This is a genomic window from Lactonifactor sp. BIOML-A5 (genome assembly GCF_009677585.1).
In the GTDB taxonomy this organism is placed as follows: domain Bacteria; phylum Bacillota; class Clostridia; order Lachnospirales; family Lachnospiraceae; genus Lactonifactor.
The window spans coordinates 38,642-52,441 of the sequence record NZ_WKYV01000030.1 but is presented as its reverse complement, the minus strand read 5'-3'; the positions used below and the strand labels follow the sequence as shown (position 1 = coordinate 52,441).

Sequence of the window (13,800 nt, the reverse complement as noted above, 5' to 3'; positions counted from 1 at the left end):
TAAGTGCTTTCAATGTCTTAACTTTATCCTTTTTTAAGGAAATCAAAAGGAATACGATCGTTCCTATCCACATTGCTGCTGTAAAAATATCCATACAAATCCTCCGTTCTTTTTGTGATAACACAATTATAAAGCAGTTTATTATGTTCAAATAGACACCGATGTTTCTTTTTGATATAATGTTTTAAAATAGAGGAGTAAATTCACATGAATATTGACATTTTACGAAACATTTCATTATTTTCAGCTATAAAGGAATCTGATTTAGAAAAACTAATAGCAGGTAATCATATTTATCGAAAACACTATATGAAAGGTGCAACCGTTCATAATGCAAATGAAACTTGCCGTACATTAGATATTGTATTGTCAGGAAGTTTGGTTGCGTATTCTTTATCAACTAACGGTTCAGCAACTACAATGTTTGAATTTAGTCAGGGAAGTGTGATAGGAGCAAATTTATTATTTGGTGAAAACCACAGTTATCCGCTTACTATCTATTGCCTTACAGATTGTCAAATTATCCATATTGACATAAATGCTGTTTTGGAGTTTTTGCATGATTACAATTTCACATTGCATTATATAAAGTCAATCTCACAAAATTCTCAAGGAATAAATCAGAAAATAGCAATGTTTACGCAAAGAACACTTCGAGAAAATATTATGGATTATTTTAAACAGCAAACTATCATACAGAAATCTTCGGTAATTCTTCTTCCAATGAGTAAAAGACAACTGGCAGATTATTTAGGTGTACAAAGACCTTCTTTGTTCAGAGAGCTTAAAAAATTAAAAGAGGAAGGTATTATTGAAATTAATAACCGTACAATCGCAATAAAAAACAAATATTAAACAATCGAATTCCATAACGTAGTATCCATTGTCTGTGTTCATAATAAGTTACTTGTAACCCTTGCTTTACTATGGTAAACTTTTATATACAAGCTAATTAAAGTATTGTTGATTTTATGCTTTTAGAGCGAATTTATATAGGAGGAGGAACATCTTAATGAAAGTAGGCATTATTAGGTGTATGCAAACAGAAGATTATTGCCCAGGTTCAACTGATTTTAAGGTGATACGGGATAAAAAAGGTGCTTTTGAAAATGTTGAAGAAGATATTGATATTATAGGCTTTACAAGCTGTGGCGGATGCCCTGGTAAAAAGGCTGTTTACGGGCAAGAGAACTTGTAAAGCGTGGTGCAGACACCATTGTATTTGCTTCTTGTATACAGAGAGGAAATCCCATTGGATATCCTTGTCCGTTTGCTAAGAAGATGAAAGAAGCAATCCAAGCGGATTTGCCAGAACATATTCAATATATCGATTTTACACATTAAATAGAAAAGTACATACCTTAATATAAAAAAGCAGCCTTACCAAAGTTAATCTTGATTACATCAAAAGTTTGGGCAACCTCACCGCTTTATGGCTTGGTTGCCCTCTATCTATTTCACTATCATAACCCAAGTATAGTCCAGATATATAGCGGAGCCGTCAGCGTGAACACAAGGCAGGCGAACAGAATAGCCGGTGCGGCCCATTCGAACTGACCATGCTTCCGATAATCAAAATACGCCATCCCCAATTTGGCAAAGAAGAACACTGCCAAAATGAGGTCAATGGCGGGAAACACCACGTTGTTGACAACCGTCTTGATCTGACCGGAGGCGTCCCGCCAAGTACCCTCAATAGCCCCTGCCACATCCCCGGTCGGAGCGGCGTATGCTGTCGTACTAAACGCAAAGGCTACCATGAGGGCAAAAGTCAAAACAAGAGCTGTTTTCTTGTATTTCTTCATAAAGACCACCTTTCCAAAGTTAAGAAAAGACCGCAGAAATACTTCTGCAGCCTTGCTCTTTTTCTGATATTTTATTAAGGATTGAGGGGGGCGACATGCCAGTCGCTCCACAAATTCCCGCGAATTGTAAGGGAGTCAGTGAGGTTGGCGGACAGCATCCCATCCGGCGTCCACCCATCAATGAGCCAAGTGTTAACGGTATAGGCTCCATCAGGCATCCAAATCGGGCTGAAATGAGTGCGATTTTTGTAAGTGGAATAAGGATTACGTTGAAATTCAAACCGCCCCGAACCCATACGTTCTAAAAGCCGCCAGTAGGTTTCATAACCAAACTCCGGGAAGTAGCTGACCGCATTCTGCGGCTGAGTAACTGCTGAGCTTTGGTTGGAGCTGACACTTCCGATAACTGTCTGATTGATGCCGTATCCTGATTTCATTGTCCTTCCGCTGGCAGTAGGGTTACGGTTGTCACACTTGATGCTCATGGCAGCGGTCAGGCTGGCGCTGTAGCGATCCAGGTCAAATTCCCACCATCCGTGATCGCACCAATATCCATCTTCATCATCCCCATGCCATACCCAGTACTCTTGCCACCACGGCCGCCAAACACTCCAATTTGCCGTGCTTTTTATCGCTCTGTTCGGAACACCGGCGATACGGTAGCTGTCGTTGCGGTCATCGGCTACGGGATTAGGCGGAGAATTTTTGTCAAGATCAACGATTTTTACATTGAGGGTGGTTTTGGCGGTGCTTCCGGGACCGGATACCGTCACATGGATTGTCAATGTCTGCTCAGTATCCGGGGTTTTCCATTTTACCCACGCAAGCTGACTGTCTCCTTCAGGATAATAAACATTACCCACGTTGTAGGTTCGCCCACCGATATTAAAGCTGACACGGGTGGGCCTGTCGGGGTCGGATTGACCGCCGCTGACTCTGATTGCCGTAATGACATCCGTATTCACACGGTACTCATAATCGTAGGCGTCAATCTGAGGTTCCTCCGGCCTTTCTGTAAAACGGACAATGCCAAGCCCAAGGCTGGACTTGATGTCCGCATTAGAAGCGGCGCTTGTCCTGCTTCCTCCCCATGCGGGATAACCGAGATCACTTACTTCAAGAAACATGGCGAGGGGCAAATTCTTATGAGTAAGGGACACCATACGCCGCCTTAAAAGGCCGCTTGTCTGCTCATCGTAGAGCGCAGCTTCGGTAGCGGTGGTGGCAATCATAACACCTTCAAATTTGTAGTAGGCGATGGGTTCCAAAAGAATTTTATACTCTCCGCCGATGAGGATGTCATAATCCATGCCTGTGTGATTGGCAATCATCTGTACGATGTATTCTGAACAAAAGTATTTCTTGATTGCTTCAATATTGTTGCTACCATTGGTGCTGATAATTTGCGGCATAGCCTGTGGCGGATTAATATATTGGTATTTACTTGTCATGGCCGTCAAAGCACTCCCTGCATTATATTGCAGCTTGCTTGTCTTTCCAAAATGCACTTTAATATTATTGGGGGATTTGTTTGTTAAATCGATAGGAGTTGTCACAACAGTATGATCACTTGCTCGAACCACAGTAATGCGAACGCCTTCGTTACCGGGGCTCCATGTGTTTGTGCTGGTTCCGCTGCCCATCCCGCCTCCGCCGCCGTCAATGTTTCCACTGCCGCCTGTATCTGCAAAAGCATTTATGGGAAAAAGCATGGACAGTGTCAGCAGTAGTATGAATGTGATTCTAATTACTTTTTTCATCCTGTCCTCCTGTTTTTCAAAAATTGAGGCACGGTAACTTTCAACCGTGCCTTTTAGATCTCTGCTATTCAGTCCATTGTACCAACTTGCTTATTGATATCGCCATCGCTTTTACCAACGGTACCCTGTCCACCACCGCCTTGATCATTAATCCATCCAAAACCCGGCACGTAGATTTTACCGTCCTTGGTATCGCCGCCATGCGGCTGGCCGTCGCTTTTTGGAGTAGTCTTGGGCTTTTCCACTTTATCATGGTCGACAGGCTTATCCTGTTCCGTAACTTCATCGCCGTTGGGCTTCTGTTCAGGATTTTTGAGCTGTTCCTCGGTATATTCCGGCTTGGATACATCACCCTGGATAGTCTGCTCGGTACCACTGGAAACCGCACCATTGTCGGTGCTTGTCGGCTGGGTGGTGTCAGAAGGGGCTATGGTGACATCTTTTTCTTTCTCTGTATTTTGCGGAACCTTCGGGTCTACTGTCACATTGCTCACATCGGAGCTTTGAGGTGGGTGCGGATTGTCCACCGGTTTTGGACTTTTGAACTGCTGCCCAATCAGTACCACCAATACTGCACAGATGGCGAGACAACCGATGACAGTCAGCCATTTCTTCATTTTATTATTCATAAGAGTGTCCTCCTATTTGTAAAATTTTGAGATTTACCTTGTTAAGTCACACCCTACCACGAACTTTTCAAAAAGTCTATCCTTACAAAATAGACTTTCACAAAAAATTAAAATCTCGGCGTATACCCGGCACTGGTCTTGACTTTGATACGCATAGGCGGCAGCAGTTTTCCTCCAAAGGATACCGGAACCTCCAGCATGATGGTGCTGTCAGCTTTAAAGCGGGCAGAGACTTGGTCACTTGATGCGAAAGGAGCATTTCGAATATCCACATCCAGATTCCATATTTTAAATTCCAGCTTTCCGTCAGAAGTGCGTTTTTCATGATAGCCGCCACTGTAGGAAAGACCGAGGATACCGTCCAGCCTGTTATATATATCGCCGTAATCGAGACTTTCTTCAAAATCCTCCGCAATGGGCTGGTAGGATCCGCTGTAGCCTTCCCGCACACCGTGGTACACATCGTCATAGTTGTCGTTGACGGTGGAGATGACGGCAGCCTGTAATGCATCCCGCACACCCTGTGCAACAATCATAAGCCGGAAATATTCCGAAATGCCGGTAAAGACAATCAAGAGCGACAGGGTTATGGCAATGATGAGCGGAAAGCCTGAGCCGTTTTTATCTTTAAAGATACGCTTGGTTTTTTCCATCTCATCACCTACTTCCAATAGACTTCCGATTTTCCTGCGGCATCAGCCCTGAGCGTTATCGGGAAGGAGCCGAATCCTCCGAACAGTCCGATATTAGTCTGATAGGTGACCGTTACCGTGACTTCCTCGTTGAGCTGAATCCTTCCGGTTTTCGACCATGCCACTGTAGGGCTCAGACCGGTCTTTTCCCGTAGATACTGTTCACGGCGTTCGGTTTCACTGCCGACCTGGCCGGAAATTTCCGCTTCTCGAATGAGCTCTGCGGCAAAGGTGTCAATCTGCTGCTTTTGGATGTAGACAGGAAACACATTCACGGCAAGGGCGATGACCAGCATAGCACATAAAACCAGCACCGCTACATCGATATATCCCTCGCCATTCTTACTTTTCAGGATTTTCAGCACGTGGTCACCTCCAACTTAAAACATTCCGCCGAGGGATGTGATGATTTCATAGACAATAATCGCCATGTAGGTCATGATGAAGCACATGAGCATGGCAAAAGAGAACACACGGATTTTCGGCGGAATTTTCATAGCCTGTGATTTCAGACGTTGGAGCTCCAACTGCTTCATATCGTGCGAAAGCATCTGAAAGTACATCACTCCATCATCCCCGCGCAGTACACCGATCAGCCCCCTTGTAATATCCGAGAGCATTGGCGAATTAAACCTTGCTTCAAAGCGAGTCAGAGCCGCTTCATAGCTGGAGGAACGCATGTCTGCCGTAAGAATATCAAGCTCTGCCGCAAAGTCCTCGCCTGCATTTCTTTTGAAATTTTCCAATATGGACAGCACATCCCGGCTGGCTTTCAGTTCCTGGGTGATGGTTGCAACAAAGCGTGGCAGTTCCTGCTCGATTTTACCTCGCTTGGCCGCCAGAGCTTCATCTGCCTTACGGACTTCCTTGAAGTAGACCAGTATGGCAGTAAAAAGCACAATGGGGGCCAGCAGCGGCAGGACGATAAGGCATGGAATGATGCAAAGCGCAATACTCATCGCCTTGACAATTGCCATTGCCATAAACAGTTCCGGTGAGTCGGAAAATCCTGCTGCCGACAGGACATTTGCCATTCGGCTTTTTTTATATTCATCCATACGGATGTAGTGGCATAGCCGGATAGCTGCATTGCGCAGCAGCATATCGATGGTTTTGGACTTCTCCTTAGTCTGCTTTCCTGACGACAGAATCGCCTTTTGGGTGGCGAGAGTGGGCAGCCGCAGCAGATCGGCGGCAATGAAAAAGAGCCCCGCCGACAGGAGGACTCCGAATAGAAAGAGATAGATTGTCATAGGCGTCCTCCTATCTTCGATATTCAATGGGCTGGGTCAGCTTAATGACAAAGGCTGTGGAAACAAACATTACGGCGGCACAGATGGTCAGGATAATCTGCCCCAATGGTGTGTGCATCAGCGTGTGATACCAGTCCTGATTCAAAAAATGGAGGAGCGGTATATTGCCGATGACAAGAACCTGCATGACGATGAATTCCTTTCGGGGCTCAAAAACCATGTTTTCCAGCTCAGCGTTGACCACACGCATATCGCTGAGCTTGCTGACGATGGGAGTCAGGGTGGTTTTGAGACTGCGGTCATGCTGACAAGCAATGAGGGCATCGCACCACTCGGCATATACAGTGTTGTCAATCCGGCTTTTCAGATCATGGAGAGCCGCCGTTACATCCGGGTCTATTAACTTAATACGGGATACAAATTCCTTGAATACGGACAGCACAGGCGGGTTCAGGTATGGGAGATTTTCCTCCACCGCCGTCAGAATATCCTCGTTTCTAAGGTAGGCCGTGGTGATGATGCTAAGCGCCGTTTCAAGCTCCGCCGCAATGTCCTTTTTGAAGTGGCCGGCAGTGAGCTTTACCCACCAGAAGGGCAGGAACATACAGCCTATCGCCATTACAGGAATAAGAAAAAAGTTTGAGAGCATGATGGCGATGGATGCGCCCACGGCAAAAAATAACAGGGACAGGACGCAGAGCATGGGAAAGCGTTCCGTCCTTCCGGTTACTCTAAGAATCGATTGCACTTCGTCTATTTCACGGCGCAGATAGGACTTCTTTTTTCTGCGGGTGAACTCGTCCAGCTCATCACGGAGGGACTTGGGTCTGCCGGTGAGCTTTGTGAATACGGCGGAAGTAAATTCCATTGGCGTAAGACCGAACAGAATAAAAAAGCCTGCAATCATTCCGATGCAAGCAATTAAAAGTATTGTTGTCATGCACTTCGCACCTCCTTTTTTCGAAGACTTTCAATGAGTGCCTGAGGCATACCGTTCTCCAGCAGTCGTTTGGCAAGGCTGTCTGAGATGGTGTTCACCTGTTCGTGATGTCCCTCGATGATAAATTTGCCGTTCTCAATACGGTTTTCAGTGATCACATACTGAAAGAGCGGGCGGTAGTGTCTTGTGCCGTCCGGCAGAATTTCGCATTCCTGAATCTCCATCATGCGCCGCTGCTTGTTTTCAAGTTGTTTGCAGAACACCACAATCGGATAGGCCTCCGTGACATAGTCCATGAGGGTCTGGTCGGACATATCCACGGCACGTTTGCACAAAGACACCATGCGGCGGTAAGTGGCTTCGCAGGAATTAGAGTGGATGGTGGTCAATACCGCTACGCCGGTCCGGGCAGCTTCCTGCGCAGCATTCGCTTCCGCACCGCGCATTTCTCCTACCACGATGATATCCGGATTAAAGCGGAGCGCATAGTCTAAAAGATCGGTCTGATCAATACGCTGACGGTCATTGTCGCTGTCGCGGGTCAGGGTATGGATAACCGAGTTGACCACCTTACCGTCTTTTTCCCGTACCAGTGCAAGCTCACGGGAGCCGTTTTCAATGGTATAGATTCTCTTGTTGTCCGGGACAGTTGTCAGCACCCAGCCAGCCACAGTGGTTTTGCCGGAGCTGGTGGCGCCTGCCACACAGATTGATATGCCATAGCGGATACAGAGAGATAAAAAATCCAGCATGGAATCTGTTGCCGTGCCGCTTTTGACAAAGTCCTCTTTCTTCATGCTCTGAGGGTTTACGATACGGATGGAGGCTGCTACGCCAACATCCTCGTCCACAATGGGACTTTTGAGTACGGCTATGCGGATATTCTTACTCAAATGTCCCAGCACGATGGGGCTGGCGTTGTCTAAGACCATCCCACTGATGTGAAGCATCCTTCGGATGACATTGACAGCGTGCTGGGGGCTTTCAAAACGTTCCTCCAGCTTGACGGTTCGTCCGTCCGAATACTGTACCTCAATATCCCGCCATGAGTTGATGTCGATTTCCTCAATGCCTGTGCCAAAGATATATTTAGTTAGAAACCCAAACTCCGCCATTTCGGTGTAGAGGGCATCTGTAAGCTTTTTTCCGCTTAAGCCGTTTACCGAGATGCGGTGATCCTGTACATACTTGGCGATATAGCGTTTAAGCTGTGCTTTGGCATCCTCGCCGCCCGCTGTGATGAGAGTGCTGTAGTTTTCGGAAATATATTCCTGCACATCGGCAAGTACTGATGAAAAGCTCTTTCCCTCGGCTTCAGGGGTAAAGAACAGCGTATGCGCACGGTTCGCGCCTGCAAAATCTACCGGGCGTCTGACCGTGGGTTCCTGCTCTGAGATGCTGTTTAAAGCCGCAGGTTTTGTCAAAGGGGCTATGGATAAATGGGTTTCGACCGTTTTTTTCTGTTCGGCCTGCGGCTTATTCTTCTTGGAAAATGCCTGAGCATTTCTCTTTTTCCCTAACATCCGAACACCTCCCTTGCAATTTTTTCAATTTCTCTGCGGAATTGACGGCTGTCCTTCAGGGACAGATCGGCAAGCAGATTGCCTGCAAGATACTGTTCCTCCAATTCCTGCGAATGGGTCAGGGTAAAGGCCACCGATCCCAGCGCCTGTCCGATCTGCTCGCCGGCCTGCTGGGGTTTTACATTGCTTGCAACCTTATATTGCTTATCCGCATCCCATTTGGAATCCCGAAGCAGAGGAAGCTGACTGGAGAGATAGCTCACCGATTTTAGGTCGGCATTGGCAAGTCGCAAAACGTTGTCGGCTTCCATGAGCGCCACGGTGGAGAGGATGTCATTGGCAATATAGCTGCCGCAATCCACCACCACAAATGGCGCAATTTTCCGCAGACCATCCATCAGTTCAAGTACCTGTACCTGCTCATAAGGCGGGTAGGTGTATTCGTTCTCACCCTTTTTCATGCCGAGGATGGTGAGATGTCTGTGCTTTTTTAGCGTCACCAGATTATGCTTGATGAGAGCATCCGTCACATGAGCCGCTGCAAGGACGCTGCCCAGTGAATGCTCGCATTCCAGCGCCGAGGGCGGACAGATGCAGGGCAGCATGGGTGCGGTCATGTCACACAGCAGAAGCACCACGTTTTTCTTCCGGTCGGCAAGATACTTCGCCAGCTTGACCGCCACGGTCGTCTTGCCGCTGCCGGGTGAGCCCCAAACGGCAAGAATGCCGCTCTGAGGTTCCATCTCCTGCGTGATATCTTCCTCGGCAGATTGTCGTGTGAAGATGCTCTTTTTCTTGAAGTTCAGCATCACTGCACCTCGCTTTCTGCAGGCGCTTCGGATACGGGGTTTTCTTCCGTTCCCTCGGCATGAGAGTCAGAAGGGCTGTCTTTTGTCTGTTCTGCAGGATAGAGGGCGGCGATCACTTTGTCCTGTGCTTCTAAAAATTTGGTGGTGTTGGCATGGGAGCCCCGGTAAACAAGGGACAGGTGGAGCTTGCCGTCAGACTCCAGCTCTGCCAGTATTTTGCTTTGTTCGGGAGAGACAAGCAGGGTCACCGTGGAGGGCAGTTCCCGTTCATCATCCCCTGCAGGAGCTTCCCCGGTATTAGCGTCATAGCCGGAGGATGCGGTTACGCTGATCACTTCAACATATTTCAACTCGGCAGGGATAACGGTGGCACCCTGCTTTTTATAGTCAGGTGCTATGACCGACACGATATCGCCGCTCTGAAGCTTTCCGGAAAGGCCGTTTGCAAAGCTCTTGATGGTCACCGACATGGCTTGTTTGGTGCCGTCCAGATTGTACAGATAGGCGTTCTCAGCGGCGGGAGTGTCGGACAATTTAGTATTCAGAATATAGTCACCAACGGAAAGGTCGGCTTTAGCGTACTTGCCAATAACTGTTTCGCTCTGGCGTATGACATTTTCGGGAAGTCCGAAGCCGCCCACTTCCACGGTTTGAATCATGTCTTTGGTGATTTCATCACCTGCTTTAATTTCCTTTGTTACACGGACAATCTCTGTTTTCTGGCTGATGGATTTATTGAATAGCGGTGTCACTCCGAAGCAGATGAGAAGGGATAAAAGAATACAGATTACGCCGACAACCGTGCGGTTTTTAAATAGGCTCATAAATTTTCCTCCTATCGGTAAGGATTTTTTTCATAGGATGGTTCCTCCAATATTCATAATGGCTGCAGCAAGAAAGCCGAGGGATAAAAACGGTGCCATAGGCAGGGTTAACTGTGACGCTCTCTGCGGCTCCAGTTTTTTGAGCTTTCTGATAGCCTGATTTAAGATGTAAAAAATGAGGGAGGCGGTCAGACCGAGTATCAGTCCGACCACGCATCCCCAAAAGCCGATGGCAAGGCCAGCGGCGGCAGTGAACTTTATATCCCCGCCTCCAATACTGTCAGGCTTACATAAAGCAGCGGTCAAAAACGGAAGCGCCGCAAGGATTCCCAAAAAATTGACGGGACTGAAATCAATCAGCCCCGTCAATGCAATCAAGATACAGGTACTGTCCGGGATGATCCGTTTGCGGATATCCCACACAGAAGTTGCTATAAGCAGGAAAGAAAAAAGCACCGTTTGAAGGGTGTTGTTAACCTCCATAGTTGAACATTTCCTTGATGCGCTGGGTCAATGTCGGGAGCACCGTTTCTCCGAACAGTGCGTAAAGCCCTGCCAGCAGCAGGGCGCCAATGACAACCGCCAGCAGAATTTTGATGGCCGTGTCAATATAGCCCTCCCCGCAATTGCTTGAAAGCATGCCATGAGTTTTAGAGATGGCTGTGGCAGTCTTGCTTTTCAGCTTGCAAAACAGATATTTCATGGATTTTCCTCCTATTCAAAGTGGTGTAACTAAAATTTAATCTACAAAATGTTCTTTGTTTAAAAGTGTTGGAATTACAGGGTGAAATGGTTTTGTAGACAACATATTAAAAATCTACAAAACATATCAAATCTACAAATGAAAGTGAGCCACCACCATAGGGTATGGCAGCAGCTCAGATAGAATAGTTTTGTAGATTTGCATCTTCCTGTTCTCCATAATAGTAGGTCAGGGGGATTCCCTGTGGGGTAGAGCCATCTGTTCATCTCAATTCGTCTCCTTTCATCAGTTTGAGCAAATCGGAACTTTGGGCCTGTGAAACATGCTTGAAATTATCTGACGCACTTCGGCTTGTACTGAACCTTTCCAACACAGTATGGACAGCCGCGGCCGTTTACCCGGCTTGCTACGTCTGAACGCCATGAATGACCAACAGGACATTTCCACCAAACTCTTTTGTTTGAGCCGGGAGTTACAGCCGTTGGCAGAATTCTGTTTTTATCCCGATCCCATTCATCGGCAATTTTGGGGTACAGTGTTTCCAGATCGTTAAATCCAACTAAGACCTTTTGACCAGCGCAGTAGGGACAGCCGCGGCCGGCAGTTCTGTTAAAAATGATCGCGCGCCAAGAATGCCCCAGCGAACACCTCCACCATGCTTTCTTGTTGGATTTAATGCCCACTTGGGATGGGAGGCAGGAGTTTTTATCATAATCCCATTCTCTTGCGAGTTGAGGCTTCAGCGTTTGCAGATCATTTACGCCCGTAATTATCTTTTGCCCTGAACAATACGGGCAGGAAAATCCTTCATTCCTGCTGAAAATTCTTGCTTCCCAGGAATGTCCGGCCGAGCATTTCCACCACGCTTTTTTGTTTGATTTAGCCGCTACCTGTGATGGAAGGAGAGCATTTTTCTCAAAATCCCATTCACCGGCCAGCACAGGATTTAGTGTTTGCAGATCATTAACACCGGTCAGAATCTTTTTTCCAATACAGTACGGACAGCCATCTCCATTGGTTCTGTTGAAAATCATAGCCTCCCAAGAATGGCCCTGGCCACATTTCCACCATACTTTCACATGAGAGTATGCAGTAAAATGTTCAGGACCACGTACATTTTTTTCAAAATCCCATTGCTGCATCAGAGCAGCATTCTCAGACAGCTTCTTCCTTTTACTCATCACAGAGCTCCCACATTTTTGAGATCAGCCGTTCTTCCTCAGACTGCATGAAAATATCTTTTGAAGCGGCTTCGCGCAAAGATTGGGGAGCACCCAACTCAGTCATATCTTTAAAAGCGGTATCTGTAACCTTCTTTTCTCCGCTGCCTTTTAGGGCCTTTTCCTGTACCAGAATCTCGTTCGCAATGTCTGGATAGAGGTAGGTGCGAAGCATTTTACGAAGATATCTGTTTTCAACAATCAGCTTGTTGTTCTGCTGAGAAAGCTCCCCATATTCATTCACCAGTTTTTCCTGCGAAAGAGCGGACTTCTTTTGTCCCTCTTGATACTCCGTTTTTTCTTTCCTAAGTGCGGAATTCTCCTTCGATATCTGTTCCGCATGATCATAAATCCTTTTCCAATAATCATTCAGTTCAGTCAGTGCCTGTGTCAACTGAGCCATACTTGGATTGTTACGAATAAGGCCGGCCACATCAAGGCTTTTGAAAGCAGTGACAGCCGTTTCTTCTGCAAAGACTTCTGCTTCTATCTTAAGGCATTCAATATGTTCACGAACTTCAGGATTTCTCCTGAAATCATATCCATCTGCAACATATCCAAGGTTGGCTGCGTAATCAGCGATAAGGCTGCACTTCATAAGCCTTGCGTTTCCTTCTGCTTTAGTAGCATAATATGAGTCAACGACCAACAGCATTTGTTCGGTTGTCATTTTTCTTGGTCTTGCCATTTTAGAGTTCCTCCATATTCCGATATAAACATTGACTGTATCTTGTGCTGCTGTATTGCAGCTTTAGAAGCGCGGACTGGATATCTTCATCACATCCGGTGCCTTTTCTGACCGTTTCCAATACTCGCATAAGGTATTTACAGTCTTCATCAACCTGTTTCCGTTTTTCATCAGCATTCAGGAAAGCAAGATACCGTCCCGTTTTGTCATCAATAAAATGTGGACAGGAGGCACATTCTCCGAGTTCACCGCCACTTCCCATGTGCTGGAGACAGTCCCTAATGCTGCCGCTTGCGTAGACTTCCGAATCACATCTCCCGCCGGTCACCGCCACGGTATTAGCCGACTTCATTAACCTATGTTCTCGCATCTCAACATGATGGGCCCTCTGCTTTCGAGAAAACTCATATGTAGCACACTCAATAAAACGGGAAATATTCGCATAATAATGTGAGCTGATATTGATATCCTCATGCCCAGCCAATTCTTTGCAGATTGTGGGCGAACCTCCGGATATAATCAGGCTGATCATCGCCAGATGTCTCGTATCCCCTAAATGGATACACTCATCACCGCTCAAATCAACTCCCATTTTTTCCTTTTGGAATTTTTTCAGGCAGGCCCTAAGAGACAAGTACGAATATAATTTGGGGGTTGCCTTTTTCCCTCGATCTCCCGGAACAAATAACGTATCAATCTCCGAAACGGACATTTGTGAAGTAGTCTCAATGTAGGCTTGAATTTCAGCGGCAAGTATTTCTGGTATGCAATACTTCATAAGTCGGTAATCGTCAGCAATGTTGTAGCGGATGTGCTTGTTACCGCCTTTGAGCCGTGTGCGCCGCACTGTTAAAATGCTATCACCATTTTCTCTGCTCAAGCAGTTGCGGGGGATCAGGAGAAACTCCGTTGGCCGCAGTGGTAAAATTATGGTAAGCTTCCACCACAGGAACA

At 46.6% G+C, this 13,800-nt stretch carries 15 protein-coding genes and 1 pseudogene; 2 read left to right on the top strand and 14 right to left on the bottom strand.

Features of this window, described 5'->3' with window-relative positions; all coding sequences use genetic code 11:
• The first annotated feature begins 207 nt into the window (after positions 1 to 207).
• Complete coding sequence (locus GKG41_RS19270) at positions 208 to 855, top strand: Crp/Fnr family transcriptional regulator (RefSeq protein WP_154261461.1); 648 nt, start codon at positions 208 to 210, stop codon at positions 853 to 855.
• Positions 856 to 1,012: 157 nt separating this feature from the next.
• Positions 1,013 to 1,344 (top strand): annotated as a pseudogene (locus tag GKG41_RS19265) (CGGC domain-containing protein).
• Positions 1,345 to 1,463: 119 nt separating this feature from the next.
• On the opposite strand, the gene GKG41_RS19260 reads toward GKG41_RS19265, so the two are convergent.
• From GKG41_RS19260 to GKG41_RS19195, 14 genes are all read right to left on the bottom strand, one after another.
• A complete protein-coding gene (locus tag GKG41_RS19260) occupies positions 1,464 to 1,805 on the bottom strand; it encodes a DUF3852 domain-containing protein (protein WP_154261460.1) in 342 nt (113 codons plus the stop codon).
• 74 nt (positions 1,806 to 1,879) lie between these two features.
• Entirely contained in the window at positions 1,880 to 3,565 is a 1,686-nt protein-coding gene (locus tag GKG41_RS19255) for a hypothetical protein (protein WP_154261459.1), read from the bottom strand.
• Between the two features lie 68 nt (positions 3,566 to 3,633).
• Entirely contained in the window at positions 3,634 to 4,194 is a 561-nt protein-coding gene (locus GKG41_RS19250) for a DUF6550 family protein (protein ID WP_020072884.1), read from the bottom strand.
• 107 nt (positions 4,195 to 4,301) lie between these two features.
• Positions 4,302 to 4,847 (bottom strand): hypothetical protein, encoded by a 546-nt coding sequence (locus GKG41_RS19245; protein WP_154261458.1) that lies wholly within the window; start codon positions 4,845 to 4,847, stop codon positions 4,302 to 4,304.
• A gap of 8 nt (positions 4,848 to 4,855) precedes the next feature.
• Positions 4,856 to 5,251, bottom strand: a complete 396-nt coding sequence (locus tag GKG41_RS19240) for a DUF4320 family protein (protein ID WP_020072886.1) — start codon at positions 5,249 to 5,251, stop codon at positions 4,856 to 4,858.
• Positions 5,252 to 5,266: 15 nt separating this feature from the next.
• Positions 5,267 to 6,139, bottom strand: coding sequence for a secretion protein F (locus GKG41_RS19235; RefSeq protein ID WP_154261457.1), 873 nt, complete (start codon positions 6,137 to 6,139; stop codon positions 5,267 to 5,269).
• Between the two features lie 10 nt (positions 6,140 to 6,149).
• Positions 6,150 to 7,079 carry a hypothetical protein gene (locus tag GKG41_RS19230; protein WP_154261456.1) on the bottom strand — a complete coding sequence of 310 codons (930 nt, stop codon included), beginning with the start codon at positions 7,077 to 7,079 and terminating at the stop codon, positions 6,150 to 6,152.
• A complete protein-coding gene (locus GKG41_RS19225) occupies positions 7,076 to 8,602 on the bottom strand; it encodes an ATPase, T2SS/T4P/T4SS family (RefSeq protein WP_020072889.1) in 1,527 nt (508 codons plus the stop codon). The genes GKG41_RS19230 and GKG41_RS19225 overlap by 4 nt, the downstream gene beginning before the upstream one ends.
• A complete protein-coding gene (locus GKG41_RS19220; RefSeq protein ID WP_066644889.1) occupies positions 8,596 to 9,411 on the bottom strand; it encodes a zeta toxin family protein in 816 nt (271 codons plus the stop codon). The genes GKG41_RS19225 and GKG41_RS19220 overlap by 7 nt, the downstream gene beginning before the upstream one ends.
• Positions 9,411 to 10,235: a Flp pilus assembly protein CpaB gene (cpaB, locus tag GKG41_RS19215; protein WP_066644887.1), complete on the bottom strand. Its 825-nt coding sequence runs from the start codon at positions 10,233 to 10,235 to the stop codon at positions 9,411 to 9,413. Before cpaB ends, GKG41_RS19220 begins: the two co-directional genes overlap by 1 nt.
• Positions 10,236 to 10,265: 30 nt before the next feature.
• Positions 10,266 to 10,718, bottom strand: coding sequence for an A24 family peptidase (locus GKG41_RS19210; RefSeq protein ID WP_154261455.1), 453 nt, complete (start codon positions 10,716 to 10,718; stop codon positions 10,266 to 10,268).
• Positions 10,708 to 10,938: a DUF6133 family protein gene (locus GKG41_RS19205; protein WP_020072893.1), complete on the bottom strand. Its 231-nt coding sequence runs from the start codon at positions 10,936 to 10,938 to the stop codon at positions 10,708 to 10,710. The genes GKG41_RS19210 and GKG41_RS19205 overlap by 11 nt, the downstream gene beginning before the upstream one ends.
• A 332-nt stretch (positions 10,939 to 11,270) precedes the next feature.
• Positions 11,271 to 12,119: a zinc-ribbon domain-containing protein gene (locus GKG41_RS19200; protein WP_154261454.1), complete on the bottom strand. Its 849-nt coding sequence runs from the start codon at positions 12,117 to 12,119 to the stop codon at positions 11,271 to 11,273.
• Positions 12,112 to 12,846, bottom strand: coding sequence for a hypothetical protein (locus tag GKG41_RS19195; protein ID WP_154261453.1), 735 nt, complete (start codon positions 12,844 to 12,846; stop codon positions 12,112 to 12,114). The genes GKG41_RS19200 and GKG41_RS19195 overlap by 8 nt, the downstream gene beginning before the upstream one ends.
• Between the last annotated feature and the right edge of the window lie 954 nt (positions 12,847 to 13,800).